This is a genomic window from Streptomyces sp. NPDC048001, assembly GCF_043203115.1.
GTDB lineage: Bacteria > Actinomycetota > Actinomycetes > Streptomycetales > Streptomycetaceae > Streptomyces > Streptomyces sanyensis.
Genome location: NZ_JBIDBN010000001.1, coordinates 607,193 through 632,452, shown reverse-complemented (window position 1 = coordinate 632,452; position 25,260 = coordinate 607,193). Strand labels below are relative to the sequence as shown.

Below are 25,260 nucleotides of genomic sequence, written 5' to 3'. Positions count from 1 at the left end.
CGGTGCCGCGTCCCGGGCGAGGGGTCCGTGCAGGCGAGAGGTCCGTGCAGGCGGGGGCGTCAGGCGAGGAAGCCCGCCACCGCGGAGACGAAGCCCGCGGGGTCGTCGTGCCAGGGGAAGTGCCCCGCGCCGGTGAGCACCGCGGTCTCGGCGTCGGGGAAGGCCGAGGCGCAAGCGGTCACCGGGCGGGGCGGCGAGGCGACGTCGAACTCCCCGGCGAGCAGCAGAGCCCGGCCCCGGTAGGCGCCCAGGGCCGTGCGGACGGTGTCCGGATCGATGTCCTCCGCCGCGTAGGCGGCGGCCGCCTCGGGGTGGCGCTGCGCCGGGCCGGCGGCCCGGTGGGCGCGGGCGGCCTCGTCCCACCGGCCGTGGCTGAGCGGGGCGGCCGCCGCCCAGTCGGCCTCGGTGGCCCGGCCCCCGGTGATGGCCTCCATCGCGGCGTAGGCGGCGGGGAACCACTCCTCGCCCTTGCGCAGCCGGGCCGTCTCCAGCCGGTCCTCGACCCGCACCGGCTCGCCCAGGGGCTCCACCTGAGGCGTCACCAGCACCAGGGAGGAGACGCGCTCGGGATGGCGGGCCGTGTAGAGCACGGCCAGCGCGGCGCCCGCCGAGTGCCCGAGCAGCCGGATCCGGTCGAGCCCGAGGTGGCGGCGCAGCGCCTCGACGTCCTCGACCTGGCGCTCGCAGGCGTAGCTGCCGGGGTCGGCCGGCACCCCCGAGTCGCCGGTCCCGCGCAGGTCCAGACGCACCGTCCGCACCCCCGTGTCCGCGAGACCGCCCAGGTCGCCGAGGTACGCCGAGTCGCGCATCGGCCCTCCGGGCAGGCAGATCAGGGGTGCTCCGGCTCCGGAGGGGTGGTAGGCGAGGGGCGTGCCGTCGGGGGCGGGAAACGTGTGCATGGCCCGAACCCTCGCAGCGCCGCGGCGTGCGAGGCAAGCGCGTTCCCGGCGCAGGGGCCGGTCCTCGCGGCGGCGGGAGCGGGCCGGGGGCGCGGCCGCTCACCGCGGCTCGGGAGGACCACGGGCGCGGCCGGTGCGGGTGCGCCGGACCGGCTCCACGGCAGCGACTGCGTTGCTCCGGCCCGGCCCGGCGTGCCCCGCCGAAGGGGTACGGGGCGGCCGGCCGAACCGGCCGACCGCTCCGCCGTGCAACCGGACGCCCCCCGTCCCCCGGTGCTGTGCGGTACCGCGGGACGGAGGGCGGGCGGCTCGGGGCGCGGTTCAGCCGGTGAGCTGCTCGTAGGCCGAGAGGGTCAGGAAGTCCTCGTAGTCCTCGTCGAGGGCGACCTTCAGCAGCAGGTCGTGGGCCTGCTGCCAGTGGCCGGCGGCGAACGCCTCCCCGCCGAGCTCCTCGCGGATCGCGGCGAGTTCCTCGGCCGCCACGGCGCGGGCGAGTTCGGGGGTGGCCCGCTCGCCGTTCTCGAAGACGACGCCCGCGTTGATCCACTGCCAGATCTGCGACCGGGAGATCTCCGCCGTGGCCGCGTCCTCCATGAGGTTGAAGATGGCGACGGCGCCGAGTCCGCGCAGCCATGCCTCGATGTAGCGGATGCCGACCTGGACCGCGTTGCGCAGGCCCTCGTAGGTGGGCCTGGCGTCGAGGGAGTCGACGGCGATCAGGTCGCCCGCCGCCACGGAGACGTCCTCGCGCAGCCGGTCCTTCTGGTTCGGGCGGTCGCCGAGGACGGCGTCGAAGGAGGCCATCGCGATCGGCACCAGGTCGGGGTGGGCGACCCAGGAGCCGTCGAAGCCGTCGGCGGCCTCGCGGTCCTTGTCGGCCTTGACCTTCTCGAAGGCCACCCGGTTGACCTCGGCGTCGCGGCGCGAGGGGATGAAGGCCGCCATGCCGCCGATGGCGTGCGCGCCGCGCCTGTGGCAGGTGCGGACCAGCAGTTCGGTGTAGGCGCGCATGAACGGGGCGGTCATCGTGACCGCGTTGCGGTCCGGCAGGACGAACTTCTCGCCGCCGTCGCGGAAGTTCTTGACGATGGAGAAGAGGTAGTCCCAGCGCCCCGCGTTCAGGCCCGAGGCGTGGTCGCGCAGTTCGTAGAGGATCTCCTCCATCTCGTAGGCCGCGGTGATGGTCTCGATCAGGACCGTGGCGCGGACCGAGCCCTGCGGAACGCCGACGTGGTCCTGGGCGAAGACGAAGATGTCGTTCCAGAGGCGGGCCTCCAGGTGGGACTCCGTCTTCGGGAGGTAGAAGTACGGGCCCTTGCCGGCGTCCAGCAGGCGCCGGGCGTTGTGGAAGAAGTAGAGGCCGAAGTCGACCAGTGCACCGGGGACGGGGGTGCCGTCGACGGTGAGGTGGCGTTCGGCCAGGTGCCAGCCGCGGGGCCGCATCACGACGGTGGCCAGTTCCTCGGCCGGACGCAGCGCGTACGACTTGCCGGACCGGGGGTCGGTGAAGTCGATGCGGCGCTCATAGGCGTCGATCAGGTTGAGCTGGCCCAGGACGACGTTCTCCCAGGTGGGGGCTGAGGCGTCCTCGAAGTCGGCGAGCCAGACCCTGGCGCCGGAGTTCAGGGCGTTGACGGTCATCTTGCGGTCGGTGGGCCCGGTGATCTCCACGCGGCGGTCGTCGAGGGCCTTCGGCGCGGGGGCCACCCGCCAGGAGTCGTCCGCGCGGACGGCGGCGGTCTCCGGGAGGAAGTCCAGCGTGGACGTGCGGGCGATCTCCGCGCGGCGTTCGGCGCGGCGGGCGAGCAGTGCGTCGCGCCGGGGCGTGAACCGGCGGTGCAGCTCGGCCACGAACGCGAGGGCCGCCTCGGTGAGGACCTCCTCCTGCCGCGGCAGGGGCTCGGCTTCGACGATGGCCAGCGGGGACGGCGCTGGTGCGGACATGAGCTGTCACTTCCTTCAGCGGGCTTCACGGTCTTCACGGTCTTCGCGGACGACACCGGGACGTGCGGGCCGCGGTGACGGCACCGGGTGCCATGGGCCCGGGGGTACGGTCGCGGGCGCCGTCCGATGGGTCAGGCGCTTCTGATCAGTGGATAGTAGTTATCGCATAGTGGAAGTTCAATGGTTTGTTGACATCGAGATTCTCCGGGTCGACAGACCGTGGCGCACCGTGCCACGCCGTTCACCGGGCGTCCTCCCTCCCCGTCCGCAGCGCCCGGGCGGGGCTCCGGGCGCGCCCGGCCGGGCGCCCGCCGGGGACGGTGCGAGCGTGCGCGCACCGGGCGCGGGGCGGGGTCAGCGCAGGTGCCGCAGGTCCCCGGGCGTGTCGATATCGGACTCCTCGGCCACATCACCGCACTCCACCAGCGTCACGGCCTCCTCGTGCGCGGCCAGGTAGGCCCGCGCCCCGCGGTCGCCGGCCGCGCTCGCCGCCACCTCGGCCCACCGCTCCGCCCCGAAGAGCACCGGGTGCCCGCGGCGGCCCCCGTACGCGGCCGCCGCCAGTGCGTCCCGCGCTCCGTGCGCCCGCACCCGGGCCACCGCCTCGGGGCCGATGCCCGGCTGGTCGACCAGCAGCACCAGGACCGCGTCCGCGCCGCCCGCCCGGGTGAGCGAGTCCAGACCGACCCGCAGCGAGGACCCCATGCCCGACTCCCACCGCTCGTTCACGGCCACCGTGCACCCCGCGAGCCCCGGGGCCCGCTCGCGGACCCGCTCCGCCTGCGCACCGAGCACCACGTGCACCGGCCCGCACCCGCCCGCGCGCAGCACCTCCACCGCATGCTCCACCAGCAGGCCGCCGCGGTACGGCAGCAGCGCCTTGGGGCGCCCGCCCAGCCTCCTCCCCCCGCCCGCCGCGAGCAGCAGCCCCGCCACACGGCCGCGCCCCGGGGCCCGCCCCCCGGCCGTCCCCGGGGCGCTGTCCGCGGCCGGGGCGGCGCGCCCGTCCGCCCGTGCCGCGCCGCCGTCCCCGAGGGCCCGCCCGCCGGGCTGCTCCGCACCCGCCGCCGCGGCTCCCGCCGCGGGCCGCCGGTCCGGCCGTGCCTCCGTGCCGCGGGGTCGATGGTCCGTCATGGCGGCTTCTCCTCGGTTCTCTTCGCGGCGTCCGGCGGACGCCCTCGCGCCTTCGCATTGGAGGGCGTGCATCCCTCTTGGATAGGGTGCATGTCCGATACTGAGGCTTCATCAGGGGGATCGAGAGTCGATGACTGGGCACGCGCACGGGGATACGGTCTTCAAGCCACTGGGGGACGGCGATCCGGGGAGCGTCGCCGGGTACCGGCTCGCCGCCCGCCTCGGCGCGGGGGGCATGGGGAAGGTCTACCTCTCCTACACCCCCGGCGGCAGGGCCGTGGCGATCAAGGTGATCCGCCCCGACTTCGGCCAGGACGCCGAGTTCCGCCGCCGGTTCGCCCAGGAGGTCCAGGCCGCCCAGCGGGTGCAGGGGCTGTTCACGGCGCCCGTCATCGACGCGGACGCCGAGGCCGAGCAGCCCTGGCTGGCCACCGCCTACGTCCCCGGCCCCTCGCTCGCCGACGCGGTCGTCCAGCACGGGCGGCTGCCCGTCCAGACCGTGCTGCTGCTCGTCGCCGGAGTCGCCGAGGCCCTCCAGGTCATCCACGGCGCGGGCATCGTCCACCGCGACCTCAAGCCCGCCAACGTGCTGCTGGCCGCGGACGGCCCCCGGGTGATCGACTTCGGGATCGCGCGGGCGGCCGACGCCACCTCCCTCACGGGCAGCGGCGTCACCATCGGCACCCCGTCCTTCATGGCCCCGGAGCAGGCGGCCGGCAGCCGGATCACCCCGGCCACCGACATCTTCGCCCTCGGCCAGATCACCGCCTACGCCGCCACCGGCAGGGCCGCCTTCGGCGAGGGCACCTCGCACGGCGTGCTGTACCGGATCGTCCACGAGGAACCCGACCTCACGGGCCTCCCCGAGGAACTCCGGGAACTGGTCACCCGCTGCATGGCCAAGGCTCCCGAGGACCGCCCCTCCGTCGCCGACATCCTCGCGCTCTGCCAGGCGGCGGGCGACGGCACCGTCCTGCGCCGCCCCGACGAGTGGCTGCCGGGCGCCGTCGCGCAGGAGATCGCCACCCGCAAGGCCGCACCCGCGCCGCCCGCCGCACAGCCCACCCACCCCGCCGCGCCGCCCACCCACCCGGCCACGGTGCCCGCGGCCCCGGCCACCCCGCCCCCGGGCTTCGGCCCCCCGACCCCGCCGTCCGCCCCCCAGGCCCCGACGGGCCCCCAGCCGGGGCACACCACCCAGCCGGCGTACGGCTACCCGGCAACCCCCGGGCCGCACACCCCCGGCTACGGCCACCCGCATCCGGCCGCTCCCCAGCAGCCCGGCGGGCCCACCCCGCACGCCGGCACCGGACCGGTCGCCCCGGTGCCCGCGCCGTCACCCGGGCCCGCCAGGAGGACCGGACGCACCGCCGTCCTCGCCGTGGCCGCCCTCCTGGTGCTGGCCGGCGCGGCGGGCGGCGGCGCCTACCTCGCCCTCTCCGGCGGTGAGGGCAGCGGGGAGGCCGCCGGGCAGAGCCGGGCCGCGGACCCGGGCGGCGGCGGCACCGAGGCGGACGCCCCGGCGGCCGAGAGCCCCGCCGCCGCACCGGAGGCCACCCCGGAGGGCACGGAGGACGACGGCGGCCAGAGCGTGGACCTCCCGCCGGACGAGCCCCTGGACGACCCCGAGTCCCGTGTCTACCAGGGGCTCAACATCGTCCACGGCTACCACCTCACCCTCGACGACGAGCCGCTCAAGCCCGTGGACGACTCCACGCCCTCCGACCTGCGCTACAGCGGGCTCACCAACCAGGTGCGCACGGACAACGGCAAGCTGATCCTGCTGCGCTCCAGCCAGTCCGCCGACCTGGACACCTGCCGCACGGAGACGCGCTACGCCACGATCATCGACCTGAAGATCCTCTCCAAGGGCTCCCGCTTCTGCGTGCTCACCAACTCCGGGCACGTCGGGGTCGCCACCTACCAGGGCACGGCGCCGGAGACCGACCCCAGCGCCTACATCACCCTGGACATGACGGTCTGGCGCGACGCGATCGAACGAGCCGCCGCGTCCTGAATTCCGTCCTGCCGGTGGCGTGTTGCGGGGCGATGGCGTTTACTTGCCCGCACCCCTCGGGCGCTGCACCTGCCCGCGGGGGTGCGCAGGGGCACCTGGACGTGCGAGGGGCGGGGCCGTGTTACGGAGCGTGGGGCAGACGCGTGCGGCGGGGAGCGGCGAGGATCCGAGGGTGGCGCGCCTGCGTGCGGCCGTCTCCCGGCTCCGCCGCGAACTGGCGGGACATCCGGCCGAGTTCGGCGACCGGGGCATAGCCGAGGACGAACTGGCGGTGCTGGCCGCGATGGCCGCGGCCGGAGACCCGGAGATCCGCAGGATGCGGCGCTCGCTGCTGCTGGTGGCCGGTGCCGTGGGCTCGGTCAGCGCGCTGTCGCACGCACTGCTGCAGGTCCGCCACGCCGTCGAGCTCTTCGCCGAGGCCGCACCGCCGGTGCAGCCCCCGGCCGACGGCCCGTTCGCCCCGCCCGGCGCCGACCCGGGGCGGCCCGGCGGCCCCTGAGCCGGGTCGCGTGCCGGGCCGCGGCCCCGGCCGTGCCGCCGGTGACGAGCCATGGCGCCGGTGCCGACCAGCGCGGCAGCGCCGCCGGTCGCGGTGCGGCCGCCCGGACAGGCGACGACACGCGGCCCCGGCAGGGCGGTCGGCCGCCCCCTTCGGCCACACTGGGGCGGTGGAGCGATCATTCCAGGAGCTGCTGAACGAGGCCGGCGCCGTGTCCGTCGAGGGCTGGGACTTCTCCTGGCTCGACGGCCGGGCCACCGAGGAGCGCCCCTCCTGGGGCTACCAGGGCCTGATGGGCCGGCGGCTGGCCGCGGCGGAGGCGGCGCTGGACATCCAGACCGGCGGGGGAGAGGTGCTGGCCGGGGTGCCCGGGCTGCCCCGCACCATGGCCGCGACGGAGTCCTGGCCGCCGAACCTCGCCAGGGCGACCCGGCTGCTGCACCCGCGGGGCGTGGTGGTCGTCGCCGATCCCGACGAACCGCCCCTGCCCTTCGCCGACGGGGCGTTCGACCTCGTCACCTCGCGCCACCCCGCCACCGTGTGGTGGGAGGAGATCGCGCGGGTGCTGCGCCCCGGAGGCACCTATCTGGCGCAGCACATCGGGCCCGCGACCGCCTGGGAGCTGGTGGAGCACTTCCTCGGCCCGCAGCCGCAGGCCCGCGCCCTGCGCCATCCGGACACGGAGGCCGCGGACGCGCGGGCCGCCGGGCTGGAGGTCGCGGACCTGCGCACGGAGCGGCTGCGCATGGAGTTCTTCGACGTCGGCGCCGTCGTGTACTTCCTCCGCAAGGTGGTCTGGACCGTGCCGGGGTTCACCGTGGACACCCACCGGGAGCGGCTGCGCGACCTGCACGAGCACATCCTGGAGCACGGGGTCTTCCTCGCCCACTCCACCCGCACCCTCGTCGAGGCGTGCAAACCCTGAAGGTCCGCCGGCCTCCGCCGGCCCTGAGGGCCCGCAGGTCCTGTGGGCCCGAGAGGCCGGTCCTGGCGTTCCCGCTCCGACGCTCCGACGCTCCGACGCCCCGTCGCCCCGGCGCCCGTGGGACCCGTCGCCGGGCGCGGGCGACGGGCCGTGCGGCGCGGTCCCCGGCCCGTCAGGCGCGCCGGATCAGGCCCCGCCCGGCCGCGGCGGCCACCGCCGCGGTGCGCGAATCGACGCCCAGCTTGGCGTAGATGTGCACCAGATGGGACTTCACCGTGGCCTGGCTCAGGAACAGGCGCCTGCTGATCTGCAGGTTCGACAGCCCCTCGCCGACCAGACCCAGCACTTCCAGCTCCCGCTTGGTCAGCGCCTGCGCGGGGGACCGCATCCGGTCCATCAGCCGGTGCGCCACGGCCGGGGCGAGTGCCGACCGGCCCGCGACCGCCGTGCGCACCGCCGCCGCGAGTTCGCCCGGAGGGGCGTCCTTGAGCAGGTATCCGGCCGCTCCGGCCTCGACGGCGGCCAGGATGTCGGCGTCCGTGTCGTAGGTGGTGAGCACCAGGACCCGGGGGCCCCCGGGGAGCGCCGTGATCTGCTCCGTGGCCTGCGCGCCGTGCAGGCCCGGCCCGAACCGGAGGTCCATCAGCACCACGTCGACGCCGCCCGCCGCGGCCCTGCGCACCGCCTCCTCGGCCGTCGCGGCCTCGGCGACGACCGCGAAGCCGTCCTCCGTGTCCAGGACCGCGCGCAGCCCCGCCCGGACGACCGGGTGGTCGTCCGCGAGCAGCAGCCGGATCGGGGCGGCCCCGGTCATGCGGCGCACCCCCCGGCGTCCCGCGCCTCCCGCCGCGCGGGCCCGGCGCCGGGGGCGTCCACCGCCGCGTCCCGGTCCGGCATCGGCAGGGTCACCGCCAGCGCCGTCCCCTGTCCCGGTGCGGACTCCACGCTCAGCGTGCCCCCGAGGGCCCGGGCCCGGGCCCGCATCGCCCGCAGGCCGAACCCGCCGTCGCCGCGCGGCGCCGCCCGCAGGGCCCGGACGGGGTCGAAGCCCGCGCCGTCGTCCACCACGTCCAGGCAGACCGAGGCGTCCATATAGCTGAGGGTGACCTCGGTGCGGGTCGCCCCCGCGTGCCGGGCCGTGTTGGCCAGCGCCGACTGGGCGGTGCGCAGCAGCGCCACCTCGTACGGCGTCGGCAGCTCGACGGGCGTGCCGCTCACCCCGAAGCGGACCTCGGGGCCGCCGGTGGCGCCCGCGCACAGCCGCCGGAGCGCGCCGTGCAGGGAGCCCTGTTCCAGGTCGGGCGGGGACAGGGCCCGGACGAAGCGGCGCGCCTCGGCCAGGTTGTCCTGTGCGGCGCGGCGCGCCTGTGCGACGTGCCGGGCGGCCGGGGCGTCCCCGGCGAGCGAGGTCTCGGCGGCGCGGAGCAGCAGCTGGATGCTCGACAGGCCCTGGGCGAGGGTGTCGTGGATCTCGCGGGCCAGCCGCTCGCGCTCCGCCAGGGTGCCCGCGGTGCGCTCGGCGGCGGCGAGCTCCGCACGGGTGGCGACGAGTTCCTCGATCAGCCGCCGGCGGCTCTCGCTCTCCCGGTACAGCGCCTGGTAGCCGAGCACGGTGGCGACGGCGACGGCCCCGCCCAGCAGAGGTCCGATGAAGGTGCCGGGGGTGGCCGTGCCGTCGTGGGCCAGGAACCCGCCGATGGCCGCTGCCGCGGTCGCGGCGACGGCACCCAGCGCCCAGCGCCTCGGCAGCAGGTGCAGCTGGAGGAAGTAGAGCGGGAACGCCACCCACAGCGCGTCCGGGGAGACGGCCAGCAGTGCCAGCCAGGCGGCCCCGAGGGCGGCCAGCCACACGCCCGAGGCCCGGGCGGAGTGCCGGACGGCGGGCGTGAGGACCCCCGCCGTGTAGACGCAGGCCGTGAGCGCGGCGAGGACCGCGGCGGCGGGCGCCTGCGGCCCGCCGCGGGCGGCGGCCCGCACGGCGGCCAGCGCCAGTAGGCCCAGCAGCAGGGCGTGCAGGCACAGCCGGAGCACGCGCAGTACGGGGGTGAGGGTGCGGGAGTCCATGTCCCGTCCAGCCTAAGCGGGCCCGCCGGGCGGCCGGGTCAACCGAAAGGTTGACCCGGCGGTGCACCCGGGTGCGATGCCGCCGGCGGCCCCCGCCGAGCAGGCTGGGCGCCATGTTCGTCGCATGGAGAGATCTGCGGACCGCCAAGGGGCGGTTCGCGCTGATGGGCGCGGTGATCGTGCTCGTCACCCTGCTGGTGGGGCTGCTGTCGGGGCTCACCGCCGGGTTGGCCAGGGAGAACGTCTCGGGGGTGAGCGGCCTTCCGGCCGACCGGCTGGTGTTCGCCGCACCGCCCGAGGGCAGGTCGCCGTCCTTCTCGGACTCGGCCGTGTCCGAAGGGCAGTGGCGTTCCTGGGCCAAGCGTCCCGGGGTGCTGGACGCCGCACCGCTCGGTGTGCGCACCACCGAGGCCGCCGCCGCCCCGGGCCCCGGCGGCGGTGACCCGGGCGGCGGGGCCGCCCGCGTCGCCGTCGCCGCGTTCGGCGCGGAGCCCGGCGGGCGCCTGGCACCCGGCGGGCTCGCTCCGGGCCGGGTGGTGCTGTCCGCCCGGGCCGCCGAGGAGCTCGGTGTCCGGGTGGGCGACCGGGTGCGCCTCGGCCCGGGCACGGCCGCGGTCGCCGCGGTGGACGGCGACGCCTCCCACGCCCACCTGCCCGTGGTGTGGACCGCGCTGCAGGACTGGCGGCGGCTGCCCGGCGCGCCCGGCGGAGCCACGGTGATCGCGCTGACGACGGGGGAGGGCTTCACGGCCGCCGCGTCCGACGCCGCCGACGAGGCCTTGGGCACCACCGCGCTCACGGTCGACGAGGCCCTTGCCGCCATCGGCTCCTACCAGGCGGAGAACGGCTCCCTGCAGCTGATGCGCGGATTCCTCTTCGCCATCTCCGCGCTCGTGGTGGGCGCCTTCTTCACGGTGTGGACGGTGCAGCGCGCCCCGGAGATCGCGGTGCTGAAGGCGCTCGGGGCCTCGACCGGCTATCTGCTGCGCGACGCGCTCGGGCAGGCGGTGCTGGTGCTCACCGCCGGCACGCTCGCCGGGACCGCCCTGGCCGCGGGGGCCGGTCTGCTCATCGGGCGGAGCGAGGTGCCCTTCGCCGTGGAGCCGGCCACGGTGCTGGTGCCCGCGGCCGTGACCGTGGTCCTCGGTGCCGCCGGGGCCGCCCTGTCCGTGCGGCGCATCACCGCCGTCGACCCGCTGACCGCTCTGGGGAGCGCCCGATGACCCTGCTGCTCGACGACGTTACGCTCACCTACGAGGACGGCGGCGGCCGTCTGACCGCCCTGGACCGCGTCCGCCTCGACGTCCCCGCGGGGACGGTGGCGGCGGTGGTCGGGCCCTCCGGCTCCGGCAAGTCGAGCCTGCTCGCCGTGGCGGCGACCCTGATCGCACCGGACCGGGGGCGGGTCGTCGTGGACGGCGCCGACACGGCGGCGCTGGACCGCGGCGCCCGCTCCCGGCTGCGCCGTGAACGGGTGGGGATCGTCTTCCAGCAGCCCAACCTGCTGCCGTCGCTCACCGCGGTGGAGCAGGTGCAGGTGATGGCGCACCTGTCGGGGCGCCCGGCGGCCGCGGCGCGCGACCGGGCGCGGGAGCTGCTGGCCGCGGTGGGCCTGGCGGGCGAGGCGGACCGCCGCCCCCACCGGCTCTCCGGGGGGCAGCGGCAGCGGGTGAACATCGCCCGTGCCCTGATGAACGACCCCGCGGTGCTGCTCGTCGACGAGCCCACGTCGGCACTGGACCACGAGCGCGGCGCGGCGGTGCTGGACCTGCTGGTGGGCCTCACCCGGGAGCGCGGGACCGCGACCGTGCTGGTGACCCACGACCGGGAGCACCTGGCGCGGGCGGACCGGGTGCTGACGATGCGGGACGGGCGCCTGACCGGGGCCTGACCCGCGGGCCCCGGCGCCCGTGCCGGCGCCCGTGCCGGTTCCCGGCGGGCGCCCGGGCCGGACCCTCAGGCGCCGGACGCTCCGCCGGTGCTGCTGAGGGCGGCCGACAGTTCGCGGGCGACCTCCTGCAGGACCGGCACGATCGTGTCCGTGGCCGCCTCGGTCACCCGTCCGGCGGGGCCGGAGATCGAGATCGCCGCGGCGGTGGGGGAGTCGGGCACGGGGACGGCGAGGCAGCGCACGCCGATCTCCTGCTCGTTGTCGTCCACCGCGTAGCCGGTGCTGCGGACCTGCTCCAGGGCGGCGAGGAAGCCCTCGGGGGTGGTGATCGTCTTCTCGGTGGCGGCGGGCATCCCGGTGCGGGCCAGCAGCGCGGCGACCTCCTCCGCCGGGGTGTGCGCGAGGAGCGCCTTGCCCACCCCGGTGGAGTGGGGGAGCACCCGGCGGCCGACCTCGGTGAACATCCGCATGGAGTGCTTGGAGGGCACCTGGGCCACGTAGACGACCTCGTCGCCGTCGAGGAGGGCCATGTTCGCCGTCTCGCCGGTCTCCTCCACCAGGCGGGCCAGATAGGGGCGGGCCCAGGTGCCGAGCAGACGCGAGGCGGACTCGCCGAGACGGATCAGCCGGGGGCCGAGGGCATAGCGGCGGTTGGGCTGCTGGCGCACGTAGCCGCAGGCCACGAGGGTGCGCATCAGCCGGTGGATGGTCGGCAGCGGGAGCCCGCTGCTGGCCGACAGCTCGCTGAGCCCGACCTCGCCCCCGGCGTCGGCCATGCGTTCGAGGAGGTCGAAGGCGCGCTCCAGGGACTGCACCCCTCCGCTGGCGGCGGGCTTGGCTGCGTCGGTGGCGTGGGACGTCGGCACGTCGGCGGTCCTTTCGGGCAGGCGGGGCAAGGCAGCAGCCTACCGGTCGCCCGCATCGGGCGGCTCGCGCCCGCCGGGCCGTCCCTGCCGGTCAGGGCCTGTTTGTCCCGGTGTCGGCTGCCCCGGCAAGGAGTGGGCGGGACCTCCCTCGGAGGAACCACCCCAATCACTCTGCGGAAAAATACTTCCACTTTGTGGAAACGTCCAATCCCGCTCCCCTCGGGCCGCCCTTCTGCCGGGGAGGTCTTGACGGGGGTGCGGCGGAGGGGAAGACTCCTGATCGCTTCAACAGTTCGTTGAATTTTCGGTTTGCCGTGCGCTGCCGGACGCTGGATACAGGATCCCCCGGTGCCGAGAGAGATGAGGTGGACGGGTGCCCGACGTGGACGACACCGCGGCCGTGAACGCCGGTGTGACGCTCGTACTGCGCTCGACGAGGGTCGTCACCCCCCAGGGCACCCGCCCTGCGGCGGTCGCCGTGGCGGGCGGCACCATCGCCTCCGTCGACCCCCACGACACCGCCCCGCCCCCCGGAGCCCGCGTGGAGGACCTCGGCGACGACGTCCTGCTCCCGGGGCTCGTCGACACCCACGTCCATGTCAACGACCCCGGGCGCAGCGCCTGGGAGGGGTTCTGGACGGCCACCCGCGCCGCGGCCGCCGGAGGCATCACCACCCTGCTCGACATGCCGCTCAACTCCCTGCCCCCCACCACCACCGCGGACCACCTGCGCACCAAGCAGGCGGTGGCCCGTTCCAAGGCGCACGTGGACACCGGCTTCTGGGGCGGCGCGATCCCCGGCAACCTCAAGGACCTGCGCCCGCTGCACGACGCCGGCGTGTTCGGCTTCAAGTGCTTCCTGTCCCCCTCCGGCGTCGAGGAGTTCCCCGCACTCGACCAGGAGCACCTCGCCCGTGCCATGGCCGAGATCGCGGGCTTCGGCGGACTGCTGATCGTCCACGCCGAGGACCCCCACCACCTCGACGCCGCGCCCCGGCGACCCGGGCCCCGCTACGCCGACTTCCTCGCCTCCCGCCCCCGCGACGCGGAGAACACCGCGATCGAGTCCCTCATCGGCCACGCCGAGCGCCTCGGCGCACGGGTGCACATCCTGCACCTCTCCTCCAGCGACGCCCTGCCCCTGATCGCCGGCGCCCGCCGCCGGGGCGTGGCGGTCACCGTCGAGTCCTGCCCCCACTTCCTCACCCTGACCGCCGAGGAGATCCCGGACGGCGCCACCGAGTTCAAGTGCTGCCCCCCGATCAGGGAGTCGGCCAACCAGGACCTGCTCTGGCAGGGCCTCGCCGACGGCACGATCGACTGCATCGTCTCCGACCACTCGCCCTGCACCACCGACCTCAAGACCCCCGACTTCGCCTCCGCCTGGGGCGGCATCTCCTCCCTCCAGCTCGGCCTGCCCGCGGTCTGGACCGAGGCCCGCCGCCGGGGCCACACCCTCGACGACGTCGCCCGCTGGATGTCCGCCGGCCCGGCGGCCCTCGCGGGCCTGGACCGCAAGGGCGCCGTCGAGGCCGGGCGGGACGCCGACTTCGCCGTCCTCGCGCCCGACGAGACCTTCACCGTCGACCCTGCCCGCCTCCACCACCGCAACCAGGTGACCGCCTACGCGGGCCGGACGCTGCACGGCGTCGTCCGCTCGACCTGGCTGCGCGGCCGACGCATCGCCACCGGCGGCGAGGTCGCCGGACCGGCGGGCCGACTGCTCGAAAGGAACAACTGAAACCGTGTCCGCATCCTCCCTCCCGTCCTTCACCGGCGACGCGGCCCCCTACGGCGGCGGCGACCCCTACGCCGACTACCGCGGCCCCGGCCCCGGCGGCTTCCCCTTCGCGCACCTGACCGACCTCGCCGACCGCCGGCTCGGCGCGGGCGTGATCGCCGCCAACGACGAGTTCTTCGCCGAGCGCGAGAACCTGCTCAGGCCGGAGGCCGCGCACTTCGACCCCGAGCACTTCGGCCACAAGGGCAAGGTCATGGACGGCTGGGAGACCCGCCGCCGGCGAGGCGCCTCCGCCGCCGAGCCCCACCCGGCCGCGGAGGACCACGACTGGGCACTCGTCCGCCTCGGAGCCCCCGGGGTCGTCCGCGGCATCGTCGTCGACACCGCCCACTTCCGCGGCAACTACCCGCAGGCGGTCTCCGTCGAGGGCGCCACGGTCGCCGGCTCCCCCTCCCCCGGGGAACTGCTGTCGGGCGAGGTGAAGTGGACGACCCTCGTCCCGCGCACCGCCGTCGGCGGCCACGCCGCCAACGGCTTCGCCGTCCGGAGCGAGCAGCGCTACACCCACCTACGTGTCAACCAGCACCCCGACGGGGGCATCGCCCGGCTGCGGGTGTACGGCGAGGTGGCTCCCGACCCGCAGTGGCTGGCCGCCCTGGGTACCTTCGACGTAGCCGCCCTGGAGAACGGCGGCCGCGTCGACGACGCCTCCGACCGCTTCTACTCCCCGGCCGCCCACACCATCCAGCCCGGCCGCTCGCGCAAGATGGACGACGGCTGGGAGACCCGCCGCCGCCGGGACCGGGGCAACGACTGGATCCGCTACCACCTGGCGGCCCACTGCGAGGTCCGCGCCGTCGAGATCGACACCGCCTGCCTCAAGGGCAACAGCGCGGGCTGGGCCGCCCTCTCGCTCCGCGACGGCGAGGACGGCGAGTGGCGCGAGGTACTGCCCCGCACCCGCCTCCAGCCCGACACCAACCACCGCTTCGTGCTGGACGCCCCTGCCGCGGGCACCGACGCCCGGCTCGACATCTACCCCGACGGCGGCATCTCCCGGCTGCGGCTCTTCGGCTCCCTCACCGAGCGCGGCACCGCGGAACTCGCCGCCCGCCACCGGGAACTGGGCGGCTGACCGGGGCGCGACACCCTCCCGCCCGCGGGGCGCACCGGCCGGACGGCGGCGGCGCGCCCCGCACCCGTACCCGCGGCGCCCGCGCCCGTGTCCGCACCTGCACCTGCACCCGTGTCCGCACCTGCATGTGCACCTGCACCTGCACCTGCACCCGTGTCCGCCCCCCGCGGCGCCCGCGTCCGCACCCGCCGCGCACGCCGGGCCACCCCGGTATCCGGCAGCTTCCGGGGGAGCCGCCCTGCCCGCCCCCGCCAGCCGCGGCCCGCGTCCCCACGCCCCCCGGATCCCGCCCCGCCCCCCGCCTCCCGCCCCCCGCCTCCGGCGGCCCGGCGCGGCCCGGCTGCCCACCGCGGCCGCCCCGGCGCCGAGATCGCGCCGACCTCGCACCCGCCTCTCCCCCCGGCGAGGACCCGCCTGCCCCGTACCGCGGGGGAAACGGGCCCCGGCGGCGGTGTCCGGATCGCGTTCCCCGCCCCCGTCGCCGGGCCGCCCCGCGATGACGGGGGCGCCCGCGCTTCGTACGCTGAGGCGATGACGACAGCCGATCTCGCCGTGTTCGGGCCCGAGTTCACCGCCGATCCGTATCCGACCTACGCCCGTCTGCGCCAGGACGGCCCCGTCCACCGGCTGCGCGGCGAGGACGGCACGCACTTCTGGCTGGTCGTCGGATACGAGGAGGCGCGCCGGGCCCTCGCCGACCCGGCCCTGTCCAAGTCGCCCGCCACGGTGGGCGTGGTCCGCTTCGACCAGGAGGTCATCGGCTCCACCCTGCTCTCCGTCGACCCGCCCGACCACACCCGCCTGCGGCGCCTGGTGGCCCGGGAGTTCACCGCGCGCCGGGCCCAGCGGCTGGCACCGCGGGTGCAGGAGATCACCGACGGACTGCTCGACGCGATGGTGCCCCGCGGCCGCGCGGACCTGGTGGAGCACCTGGCCTTCCCGCTGCCCATCATCGTCATCTGCGAACTGCTGGGCGTCCCCGCCACCGACCGGGACGCCTTCCGGGCCTGGTCCGACGAGATCGTCGCGCCCACCTCCGCCGAGGCCGGGGAGGCCGCCGTGCTCGGCATCGGCGCCTACCTCGACGGGCTGATCGCCGACAAGCGCCGCTCCGGCCCCTCGGACGACCTCCTCTCCGCGCTGATCGGCACGGCCTCCGAGGCGGAGCCGGGGGAGGAGCGGCTGACCGGCACCGAGCTGCGCTCGCTCGCCTACCTCCTGCTGATCGCCGGACACGAGACGACCGTCAACCTGATCGCGGGCGGCGTGCGCGCCCTGCTCGCCCACCCCGAGCAGCTCGCCCTGCTGCGCTCCGACCCCGGACTGCTGGACGGCGCCGTCGAGGAGATGCTCCGCTACGACGGCCCGGTGGAGAACGCCACCCTGCGCTTCACCACCGAACCCGTCACCTACGGCGGGACCACCGTGCCCGCGGGGGAGACCGTGCTGGTCTGCCTCGCGGGCGGGGACCGCGATCCCGCGCGCTTCCCCGAGCCCGACCGCTTCGACATCCGCCGCGACGCCCGCGGGCACCTGGCCTTCGGCCACGGCATCCACTTCTGCCTCGGCGCGCCGCTCGCCCGGCTGGAGGCCCGGACCGCCCTGGCCTCGCTCCTCACCCGCTGCCCCGGGCTGGCGCCGGACCCCGACGCGGGGCCCGAGGAGTGGCTGCCGGGACTGCTGATCCGTGGCACCCGGCGCCTCCCGGTGCGCTGGTGACCCGCGCGGGCCCCCGGTCAGCCGCCCGGGATCTCCTCCAGCCGCACCGGTCGGCGCTCCGCCCGGGACAGCTCGCACGCCTCCGCCACCCGTAGGGCGGTCAGCGCCTCCCGGCCGTCGCAGGGGTTGCCGCCCTCGCCGGTCACCAGGCGCAGAAAGGCGTCCAGCTCGGCCTCGTACGCGGGGGCGAAGCGCTCCATGAACCCCGGCCACGGGTTGTCGACGGGCGGCAGGCCCTTGGGTTCGACCGAGCTGATCGGGGTGCGGTCGTCCAGCCCGACGGCCACCTGGTCCAGCTCGCCCGCCAGCTCCATCCGCACGTCGTAGCCCGCGCCGTTGCAGCGGGTCGCCGTGGCCGTCGCCAGGGTGCCGTCGTCCAGGGTGAGCAGCGCCGCGGCGGTGTCCACGTCGCCCGCCTCCCGGAAGGCGGCGCCGGCACCGTCCGAGCCCGTCGCGTACACCTCGGTGATCTCCCGGCCGGTCACCCAGCGCAGGATGTCGAAGTCGTGCACCAGGCAGTCCCGGAACAGCCCGCCCGACAGCGGCAGGTAGTCGGCGGGCGGCGGTGCGGGATCGGAGGTCACCGCCCTGACGGTGTGCAGCCGTCCCAGCCTCCCGGAGCGGACCCGCTCCCGCGCCGCCGTGTACCCGGCGTCGAAGCGCCGCATGAAGCCGACCTGCAGCGCGGTGCCCGCCTTCTCCACCTCGCGCAGCGCCGCGAGGGTTCCCGGGAGGTCCAGGGCGATCGGCTTCTCGCAGAAGGCCGGAAGCCCGCTGCGGGCGGCCCGGCCGATGAGTTCGGCGTGCGCGGCGGTCGCCGAGGCGATCACCACCGCGTCCACGCCCCAGGCGAACACCTCGTGGGCGCTGGGGGCCGCGGTGGCCCCGTAGCGGTCGGCCGTCGCCACCGCCCGCGCCGCGTCGGTGTCCGCAACGACCAGGGAACCCACCTCGCGGTGGCGGCTGAGGATCCCGGCGTGGAAGCCGCCGATCCGTCCCGTGCCGATCAATCCGATGCGCATGGCCCAAAGGTGGGGGTCGCGCGCCCCACTGTCAAGAGTTTGTCCTGACAATTGGACCTGATGGCTTCCCGTCGACATGGCGTGCGACTACGCTCCCCCACGTGCCCAAGCAGCCCCGCCACGACCCCGACCCCGCAGCGCCGCTACCCCTGAGCGTGGACCGCAGCAGCCCGGTCCCGCTCTACTTCCAGCTCGCCCAGCAGCTGGAATCGGCCATCGAGGGCGGTGTGCTCACCCCGGGAAGCCTGCTCGGCAACGAGATCGACCTCGCCGGACGCCTCGGGCTGTCCCGCCCCACCGTCCGCCAGGCCATCCAGTCGCTGGTGGACAAGGGACTGCTGGTCCGGCGGCGCGGTGTCGGCACCCAGGTGGTGCACAGCCGGGTGCGCCGCCCGCTGGAACTCAGCAGTCTGTACGACGACCTGGAAGCCGCCGGGCAGCACCCCGCCACCACCGTGCTCAGCAACACCGTCGAGCCCGCCGACGCGCTCGTCGCGGCGTCGCTGGGCATCGCCGAGGGCAGCGAGGTGCGGCGGATCGAGCGGCTGCGCCTCGCGCACGGCGAGCCGGTGGCCCGGCTGCGCAACCACCTGCCCGCCCGGCTGCTGGACTGCGAGAGCGAGCGGCTGGAGGCCACCGGGCTGTACCGGATGATGCGGGCGGCGGGCATCACCCTCCACAGCGCCCGCCAGACGGTCGGCGCCCGGGCGGCGGACGGCCCGGAGGCGGAGCTGCTCGGCGAGGAGCCCGGCGCCCCGCTGCTCACCATGGAGCGCACCACCTTCGACGACACCGGCCGGGCGGTCGAGTACGGCTCCCACGTCTACCGGGCGGGCCGCTACGCCTTCGAGTTCCAGCTCCTGGTCCGCCCCTGAGCGTGCCCGTCCCGTGCGCCGGACCGGGGGCACCCCGCCGGTATGACCGGAACACGCCACACCGGCCCCGTGCGTCCGGAGCGGGCCTTGACCGGGTTACGGGCCCGCCGTAGAAACGCAGTCCGGCCGCACCCGGGCGGCCCCGGGACAGGACGGCGGACCGCCATGCACGAGCCCCGCACCACCGCCCGCCTCCACCCGCTTCGGCCACCCCCACCAGGCGTGACGGATACTGGTCGGCGGCCGGGACCGGGCGGTGCCTCCCCGGCCGGGCCGGACGGGCCCGCAGGAACGGCAGAGCAAGAAGGGCACGTCTTCGTGGCACGGGCAAGGACAGGACTCCGCGTGATCGGCGCGGTGCTCGCAGTGGCGGTCGGCATGGGGCTCGCCGGATGCAGCAGCACCGGAGGCAAGCGCGCCGAGGACGCGCGCAGGGCCGCGGAGGCCGCCCGGGGCGAGGCCGCGGTCACCACACCCCGCTGGACCTTCGCGATGGTCACCCACTCCGGTGACGGCGACACCTTCTGGGACATCGTCCAGAAGGGCGCCCGGGAGGCGGCGGCCAAGGACAACATCAACTTCCTCTACGCCCACAGCGACGAGGCCCAGCAGCAGGCGCAGCTCGTCGACTCCTACATCGCCAAGGAGGTCGACGCGCTCATCGTCACCCTGGCCAAGCCCGAGGCGATGAAGGACGTGGTCGGCAAGGCCCGCCGGGCGGGTATCCCCGTGATCACGGTCAACTCCGGGTCCGAGCAGTCCAGGGAGTTCGGCGCGCTCACCCACATCGGCCAGGACGAGTCCGTGGCCGGACGCGCCGTCGGCGAGGAGCTCCAGGCCCGCGGCCGCACCAAGGCCCTGTGCGTCCTGCACGAGCAGGGCAACGTGGGCCACGAGCAGCGGTGCGACGGGGCCCGCGAGGGCTTCGGCGGCGACCTGCAGAACCTGTACGTCGACGGCACCAACATGCCCGACGTCCGCTCCTCCGTCGAGGCCAAGCTCCAGGCCGACCCCGGGATCGACGCCGTCGTCACCCTGGGCGCCCCCTTCGCCGACGCCGCCGTCCAGGCGGCCAGGGCCGCCGGCTCCGGCGCCGAGGTCGACACCTTCGACCTGAACGCCAAGGTCGCGGCCGGCCTCCAGGACGGCTCGCTCGGCTTCGCCGTCGACCAGCAGCCCTACCTCCAGGGCTACCAGGCCGTGGACCTGCTGTGGCTCTACAAGTACAACGCCGACGTCCTCGGCGGCGGCCTGCCCGTGCTGACCGGACCGCAGATCGTCACCCAAAAGGACGCCGCCCGGCTGAAGGACCTCACCGAGCGGGGCACCCGATGAGCACCACCGCACCGCCCGCCTCCCCCGGCACGGCCCCCGGGGCGGCGGCCGACGAGCGGCTGCTGCGCACCTCGCTCGCACGCCGCCTGATGGGGCGGCCCGAACTCGGGTCCGTGGTCGGCGCCGTCGCCGTCTTCGTCTTCTTCTCCCTCGTGGCGGACTCCTTCCTCCAGCCGTCCAGCCTGAACACCGTGCTGTACGCGGCCTCCACCCTCGGGGTGATGGCGGTGCCGGTGGCCCTGCTGATGATCGGCGGGGAGTTCGACCTCTCGGCCGGTGTCCTGGTCACCACCTCGGCACTGGTCTCCTCGATGTTCAGCTACCAGATGACCGCCAACGTCTGGGTCGGCGTCGGGGTGTCGCTGCTGGTCACGCTGGCCGTCGGCTGCTTCAACGGCTTCCTGCTCACCCGCACCGGACTGCCCAGCTTCATCATCACGCTGGGCACCTTCCTGATGCTGACCGGGCTCAACCTGGGCCTCACCAAGCTGATCAGCGGCACGGTGTCGACCAAGTCGATCTCCGACATGGAGGGGTTCGCCTCCGCCCGGGCGGTCTTCGCCGAGACACCGGTCCTCGGCACCACCGTGAAGTCCACCGTCCTGTGGTGGGTGCTGCTGGTGGCGCTCGCCACCTGGATCCTGCTGCGAACCCGCTTCGGCAACTGGGTCTTCGCCGTGGGCGGCGGTGCCGGGGCCGCCCGTGCGGTCGGCGTCCCCGTCCGGCGGACCAAGACCCTGCTGTACACGGGTGTCGCCTTCGCCGCCTGGGTCTCGGGCCAGCACCTGCTGTTCTCCTTCGAGGTGGTGCAGTCCGGCGAGGGCGTCGGCAACGAGCTGACGTACATCATCGCCGCCGTCATCGGCGGCTGCCTGATCACCGGCGGCTACGGCTCCGCCATCGGCTCGGCCGTCGGCGCCCTGATCTTCGGCATGACCTCCAAGGGCATCGTCTTCGCCGAGTGGAACCCCGACTGGTTCACCTTCTTCCTCGGGGCCATGCTCCTGCTGGCCACCCTCCTCAACACCTGGGTCCGCCGACGGGCGGAGGCGACACGATGACCACCCCCCTCGTCGAACTCGACGGCGTCAGCAAGTACTACGGCAACATCCGCGCCCTGGAGGGCGTCTCGCTCACCGTCGGCGCCGGGGAGATCACCTGTGTCCTCGGCGACAACGGCGCGGGCAAGTCCACCCTCATCAAGATCATCGCCGGTCTGCACCGGCACGACGCCGGCTCCCTGCGCATCGAGGGGGAGGAGACGGTCCTCGGCAACCCCCGCGAGGCCCTCGACCGCGGCATCGCGACCGTCTACCAGGACCTGGCCGTCGTCCCCCTGATGCCGGTCTGGCGCAACTTCTTCCTCGGCTCCGAGCCGGTCAGGGGCAAGGGCCCCTTCCGGCGGCTGGACGTCGGGCTGATGCGCGCCACCACCCGCTCCGAGCTGCTGCGCATGGGCATCGACCTGCGCGACGTCGACCAGCCCATCGGCACCCTGTCCGGGGGCGAGCGCCAGTGCGTGGCCATCGCACGCGCCGTCTACTTCGGGGCCAGGGTGCTGGTCCTCGACGAGCCGACCGCCGCACTCGGCGTCAAGCAGTCCGGGGTGGTCCTCAAGTACGTGGCCGCCGCACGTGACGCGGGTCTCGGCGTGGTGCTGATCACCCACAATCCCCACCACGCCTCCCTGGTCGGCGACCGCTTCGTGCTCCTCAAGCGCGGCGCCATGGTCGCCGCCCACACCCGGGGCGCGGTGACCCTGGACGAGCTCACCCGGCAGATGGCCGGCGGCAGCGAGCTGGAGGACCTCGCCCACGAGCTGGAGCGGTCGCCCGCCCCGCCCCCCGCAGGAGCCGACCGGGCCGAGGACGCCTGACGGCCCGGCGGGCGGGGCCGCGCCGGGCGTCCGCCCGCCGGGAGGAGTACTAGCATCGACGGCGGCGGGCGCCGTCCGCCCCGGGTCCCGCAGAGCGGACCGGCACCCCCACGACCTACCCGCAGGGACGACGTGAGCACGTACCGCGACTTCACGCAGCGAGGCACCGCCCGTGCCGGCGTCCTGCGGACCGTCGGCACCCGCGAGCGCCGCTCGCACCTCTCCGCGCCCCGGGTCCCCACGGTCGGCATCGACATCGGCGGCACCAAGGTGATGGCGGGCGTCGTCGACGCCGACGGCGTCATCCTGGAGAGGATCCGCACCGAGACCCCCGACAAGTCCAAGAGCCCCAAGGTCGTCGAGGACACCATCTGCGAGCTGGTGCTCGACCTCTCGGACCGGCACGACGTGCACGCCGTGGGCATCGGGGCGGCCGGGTGGGTGGACGCCCACCGCGCCACCGTCCTGTTCGCACCCCACCTGGCCTGGCGCAACGAACCCCTGCGGGACGCCCTCACCGCCCGTCTGGCGGTGCCGGTGCTGGTCGACAACGACGCCAACACGGCCGCCTGGGCCGAGTGGCGCTTCGGTGCCGGCCGCGGCGAGGACCACCTGGTGATGATCACCCTGGGGACCGGCATCGGCGGCGCCATCCTGGAGGACGGACGCGTCAAGCGCGGCAAGTACGGGGTGGCGGGTGAGTTCGGTCATATGCAGGTCGTTCCGGGCGGCCACCGCTGCCCCTGCGGCAACCGCGGCTGCTGGGAGCAGTACAGCTCCGGCAACGCCCTGGTCCGCGAGGCCCGGGAGCTGGCCGCCGCCGACTCCCCGGTGGCCTACGGCATCATCGACCGGGTCGGCGGCAACGTCCGGGACATCACCGGCCCGCTCATCACCGAACTGGCCCGCGAGGGCGACGCGATGTGCGTCGAACTCCTCCAGGACATCGGGCAGTGGCTCGGCGTGGGCATCGCCAACCTGGCCGCCGCGCTCGACCCCTCCTGCTTCGTCATCGGCGGCGGCGTCAGCGCCGCCGACGACCTGCTGATCGCCCCCGCCCGCGACGCCTTCCGGCGCCACCTCACCGGCCGCGGCTACCGCCCCGAGGCCCGGATCGCCAAGGCCCAGCTGGGTCCCGAGGCCGGTATGGTCGGTGCCGCCGACCTCGCCCGCCTGGTCGCCCGGCGCTTCCGCCGGACCAACCGGCGCCGGGTGGAGCGGCACGAACGCTACGAACGCTACGCGCAGGCCCTGCGCAACCCCGGCTCCGCCCGCCCGACCCAGGAACCCCCCGCCTCATGACCACCGTGACCCGCCCGCCCGCCCCGACGCCGACCGGGAACGAGAGCCGGCGCCGCATGCTGGTGCGCCGCAGCCTCACCCTGCTCACGATCGTGCTCCTCGTCGGCATCCCCGCCGGCTACCTGCTGGTCTCCGCCGAGCAGAGCCGCGAGAGCGGGCGCGACAAGGAGGCGGACGCCAAGGCCACCGGCCTGCGCGACCGCTGGCCCTCCCTGGTGAAGCGCCGCATCTTCGAGATCCCGATCCCCGACGGCGCCTGGCGGGTCGGCTACTTCGAGACGAGCAACTGGAAGACCAGCCGCTTCTACGTGCAGTTCCGCACCACGCCCGACGGGCTGGACGAGTTCCTCCAGGACGTCGGCACCGACCGCTCCGCCCTGAACGACGGCGAGGTCACCATCGACGGCCGCCACGCCGACGTCGTGGGCTGGAACTTCACCCTGCCGGACCGCCGGTGGGCCGGGCTCACCCACCGCAACACCCCTCCGCGGCCCACCCAGAGCATCACCGTCGACCTCTCCGAACCGCTCAAGCCCTGGGTCTACGTGGTCTCCACCTCCACCCCGTAGCCGCCCCGCGCCGGGCGCCCCCGGCCCCCGCGTCCCCGCCGGCGCCCCGGCCCCCCCGATCGCCACCCCCCGGGCGGACTTGACGGGGGTTCCGACCCGGGCGCGGGGGCAGTTGTGAGAGCGTGCAGGGCGTGAGAGAGACACCGACGAACACCCTGCAGTACCGGCTCGACGGGCCCGAGGACGCACCCGCCCTGATCCTCGGTCCCTCACTGGGCACCACCTGGCACATGTGGGACCGCCAGATCGCCGAACTGTCCTCGCGCTGGCGCCTGGTCCGCTTCGACCTGCCCGGGCACGGAGGCGCTCCCGCCCAGCCCGCCGACTCCGTCGCCGAACTCGCAGAACGGCTCCTCGCCACCCTCGACACCCTGGGCGTGCAGCGCTTCGGCTACGCGGGCTGCTCCGTCGGCGGCGCCATCGGCATCGAACTCGCCCTGCGCCACCCCCACCGGGTGGCCTCCCTCGCGCTGGTCGCGGCCTCCCCCCGGTTCGGCACCGCCGACGAGTTCCGCCAGCGCGGTGTCGTCGTCCGCACCAACGGCCTGGACCCCGTCGCCCGCAGCGCCCCGGAGCGCTGGTTCACCTCCGCCTTCGCCGCCGCACAGCCCGCCATCGTCGAGTGGGCGGTCCAGATGGTGCGCACCACCGACCCCGGCTGCTACATCGCCGCCTGCGAGGCGCTCGCCGCCTTCGACGTGCGGGGCGACCTCTCCCGCGTGGGCGTCCCCACCCTGGTCCTGGTCGGCTCGGAGGACCGGGTCACCGGCCCCGCCGAGGCGCGGACCCTGGTGGCCGGGATACCCGACGCACGCCTCGCGCTGGTGCCGGGCGCCTCGCACCTCGCCCCGGTCGAGCAGCCCTCCGCCGTCACCGACCTGCTGGCCCACCACTTCGGCACCGCCTGGCAGGACACGCTCACGGCCGTCCCCGTACCGGTGGCGGGCCCGCCCGCGCAGACGGCCCCGCACGCCGTCCCGGCCGCCCCCGCTGCGGACGCCCCGGCACCCGAGCCCGCCCCGGCGGCGGCCGAGCAGCCCGTCGCCGTCCCCGTGGACACCCGGCCCGACCCCCACGAGCTCGGCACCAAGCTCCGCCGGGAGGTCCTGGGCGACGCCCACGTCGACGAGGCCGCCGCCTCCGCCGACGACTTCACCGCGGACTTCCAGGACCTGGTCACCCGGTACGCCTGGGGCGAGGTCTGGTCCCGCGGGGGACTGGACCGCCGCACCCGCAGCTGTGTCACCCTCACCGCGCTGCTCGCGGGCGGACACCACGAGGAGCTCGCCGTCCACACCCGGGCGGCGCTGCGCAACGGGCTGACGCCCGCCGAGATCCGCGAGGTGTTCCTCCAGGCCGCCGTGTACTGCGGGATGCCCGCCGCCAACGCCGCCTTCCGCGTCGCCCGGAACGTCATCCGGGAGGAGACCACGCACCGGGCGTAGCA

Annotated in this window: 22 protein-coding genes; 15 read left to right on the top strand and 7 right to left on the bottom strand. The window is 75.5% G+C overall.

Going from position 1 to position 25,260, the window contains the following annotated elements; genetic code table 11:
* Positions 1 to 59: 59 nt before the first annotated feature.
* The 3 genes from ACGF15_RS02685 to ACGF15_RS02675 form a co-directional block, all read right to left on the bottom strand.
* Positions 60 to 899 carry an alpha/beta fold hydrolase gene (locus ACGF15_RS02685; RefSeq protein WP_392796655.1) on the bottom strand — a complete coding sequence of 280 codons (840 nt, stop codon included), beginning with the start codon at positions 897 to 899 and terminating at the stop codon, positions 60 to 62.
* Between the two features lie 321 nt (positions 900 to 1,220).
* A complete protein-coding gene (gene aceB / locus ACGF15_RS02680; protein ID WP_392796654.1) occupies positions 1,221 to 2,843 on the bottom strand; it encodes a malate synthase A in 1,623 nt (540 codons plus the stop codon).
* Positions 2,844 to 3,197: 354 nt separating this feature from the next.
* On the bottom strand, positions 3,198 to 3,779 hold the full coding sequence (locus tag ACGF15_RS02675) for an NTP transferase domain-containing protein (RefSeq protein ID WP_392796885.1): 582 nt from the start codon (positions 3,777 to 3,779) through the stop codon (positions 3,198 to 3,200).
* A gap of 328 nt (positions 3,780 to 4,107) precedes the next feature.
* Here ACGF15_RS02675 and ACGF15_RS02670 point away from each other — a divergent pair, with 328 nt between their 5' ends.
* The 3 genes from ACGF15_RS02670 (at position 4,108) to ACGF15_RS02660 (ending at position 7,418) form a co-directional block, all read left to right on the top strand.
* A complete protein-coding gene (locus ACGF15_RS02670) occupies positions 4,108 to 5,994 on the top strand; it encodes a serine/threonine-protein kinase (protein ID WP_345609091.1) in 1,887 nt (628 codons plus the stop codon).
* Between the two features lie 118 nt (positions 5,995 to 6,112).
* Positions 6,113 to 6,493, top strand: a complete 381-nt coding sequence (locus tag ACGF15_RS02665) for a DUF5955 family protein (protein ID WP_345609089.1) — start codon at positions 6,113 to 6,115, stop codon at positions 6,491 to 6,493.
* Positions 6,494 to 6,662: 169 nt separating this feature from the next.
* A complete protein-coding gene (locus ACGF15_RS02660) occupies positions 6,663 to 7,418 on the top strand; it encodes a class I SAM-dependent methyltransferase (RefSeq protein WP_392796653.1) in 756 nt (251 codons plus the stop codon).
* A gap of 172 nt (positions 7,419 to 7,590) precedes the next feature.
* Here ACGF15_RS02660 and ACGF15_RS02655 read toward each other — a convergent pair whose 3' ends face one another.
* Positions 7,591 to 8,232: a response regulator gene (locus tag ACGF15_RS02655; protein WP_392796652.1), complete on the bottom strand. Its 642-nt coding sequence runs from the start codon at positions 8,230 to 8,232 to the stop codon at positions 7,591 to 7,593.
* Complete coding sequence (locus ACGF15_RS02650; protein ID WP_392796651.1) at positions 8,229 to 9,482, bottom strand: sensor histidine kinase; 1,254 nt, start codon at positions 9,480 to 9,482, stop codon at positions 8,229 to 8,231. Before ACGF15_RS02650 ends, ACGF15_RS02655 begins: the two co-directional genes overlap by 4 nt.
* A gap of 113 nt (positions 9,483 to 9,595) precedes the next feature.
* Between ACGF15_RS02650 and ACGF15_RS02645 the strand changes: the two genes are divergently transcribed.
* Together ACGF15_RS02645 and ACGF15_RS02640 are read left to right on the top strand one after the other, a co-directional pair.
* On the top strand, positions 9,596 to 10,705 hold the full coding sequence (locus ACGF15_RS02645) for an ABC transporter permease (RefSeq protein WP_392796650.1): 1,110 nt from the start codon (positions 9,596 to 9,598) through the stop codon (positions 10,703 to 10,705).
* Positions 10,702 to 11,373: an ABC transporter ATP-binding protein gene (locus tag ACGF15_RS02640; RefSeq protein ID WP_392796649.1), complete on the top strand. Its 672-nt coding sequence runs from the start codon at positions 10,702 to 10,704 to the stop codon at positions 11,371 to 11,373. The genes ACGF15_RS02645 and ACGF15_RS02640 overlap by 4 nt, the downstream gene beginning before the upstream one ends.
* A gap of 65 nt (positions 11,374 to 11,438) precedes the next feature.
* Here the strand turns inward: ACGF15_RS02640 and ACGF15_RS02635 are convergent, their stop codons facing one another.
* Complete coding sequence (locus ACGF15_RS02635; protein WP_362610932.1) at positions 11,439 to 12,239, bottom strand: IclR family transcriptional regulator; 801 nt, start codon at positions 12,237 to 12,239, stop codon at positions 11,439 to 11,441.
* A 382-nt stretch (positions 12,240 to 12,621) separates the two neighbouring features.
* Here ACGF15_RS02635 and allB point away from each other — a divergent pair, with 382 nt between their 5' ends.
* From allB to ACGF15_RS02620, 3 genes are all read left to right on the top strand, one after another.
* Positions 12,622 to 13,980: an allantoinase AllB gene (gene allB / locus ACGF15_RS02630; protein ID WP_345609838.1), complete on the top strand. Its 1,359-nt coding sequence runs from the start codon at positions 12,622 to 12,624 to the stop codon at positions 13,978 to 13,980.
* A 4-nt stretch (positions 13,981 to 13,984) separates the two neighbouring features.
* Positions 13,985 to 15,115 carry an allantoicase gene (gene alc / locus ACGF15_RS02625; RefSeq protein ID WP_392796648.1) on the top strand — a complete coding sequence of 377 codons (1,131 nt, stop codon included), beginning with the start codon at positions 13,985 to 13,987 and terminating at the stop codon, positions 15,113 to 15,115.
* A gap of 531 nt (positions 15,116 to 15,646) precedes the next feature.
* Positions 15,647 to 16,834 carry a cytochrome P450 gene (locus ACGF15_RS02620; protein WP_392796647.1) on the top strand — a complete coding sequence of 396 codons (1,188 nt, stop codon included), beginning with the start codon at positions 15,647 to 15,649 and terminating at the stop codon, positions 16,832 to 16,834.
* Positions 16,835 to 16,851: 17 nt separating this feature from the next.
* On the opposite strand, the gene ACGF15_RS02615 is transcribed toward ACGF15_RS02620, so the two are convergent.
* Positions 16,852 to 17,856, bottom strand: coding sequence for a Gfo/Idh/MocA family oxidoreductase (locus ACGF15_RS02615; protein WP_392796646.1), 1,005 nt, complete (start codon positions 17,854 to 17,856; stop codon positions 16,852 to 16,854).
* Between the two features lie 101 nt (positions 17,857 to 17,957).
* Here ACGF15_RS02615 and ACGF15_RS02610 point away from each other — a divergent pair, with 101 nt between their 5' ends.
* From ACGF15_RS02610 to ACGF15_RS02580, 7 genes are all read left to right on the top strand, one after another.
* On the top strand, positions 17,958 to 18,731 hold the full coding sequence (locus ACGF15_RS02610; RefSeq protein ID WP_345609069.1) for a GntR family transcriptional regulator: 774 nt from the start codon (positions 17,958 to 17,960) through the stop codon (positions 18,729 to 18,731).
* Positions 18,732 to 19,049: 318 nt separating this feature from the next.
* Complete coding sequence (locus ACGF15_RS02605) at positions 19,050 to 20,066, top strand: sugar ABC transporter substrate-binding protein (RefSeq protein ID WP_392796645.1); 1,017 nt, start codon at positions 19,050 to 19,052, stop codon at positions 20,064 to 20,066.
* The gene (locus tag ACGF15_RS02600) at positions 20,063 to 21,127 is read left to right on the top strand and encodes an ABC transporter permease (protein WP_392796644.1); all 1,065 of its coding nucleotides are present in this window, start codon (positions 20,063 to 20,065) and stop codon (positions 21,125 to 21,127) included. Before ACGF15_RS02605 ends, ACGF15_RS02600 begins: the two co-directional genes overlap by 4 nt.
* Complete coding sequence (locus ACGF15_RS02595; RefSeq protein WP_392796643.1) at positions 21,124 to 21,942, top strand: ATP-binding cassette domain-containing protein; 819 nt, start codon at positions 21,124 to 21,126, stop codon at positions 21,940 to 21,942. The genes ACGF15_RS02600 and ACGF15_RS02595 overlap by 4 nt, the downstream gene beginning before the upstream one ends.
* Positions 21,943 to 22,074: 132 nt before the next feature.
* Positions 22,075 to 23,244 (top strand): ROK family glucokinase, encoded by a 1,170-nt coding sequence (locus ACGF15_RS02590; protein WP_345609063.1) that lies wholly within the window; start codon positions 22,075 to 22,077, stop codon positions 23,242 to 23,244.
* Complete coding sequence (locus ACGF15_RS02585; RefSeq protein WP_345609061.1) at positions 23,241 to 23,813, top strand: hypothetical protein; 573 nt, start codon at positions 23,241 to 23,243, stop codon at positions 23,811 to 23,813. The genes ACGF15_RS02590 and ACGF15_RS02585 overlap by 4 nt, the downstream gene beginning before the upstream one ends.
* A gap of 131 nt (positions 23,814 to 23,944) precedes the next feature.
* Positions 23,945 to 25,258, top strand: coding sequence for an alpha/beta fold hydrolase (locus ACGF15_RS02580; protein ID WP_345609059.1), 1,314 nt, complete (start codon positions 23,945 to 23,947; stop codon positions 25,256 to 25,258).
* Positions 25,259 to 25,260 lie beyond the last annotated feature (2 nt).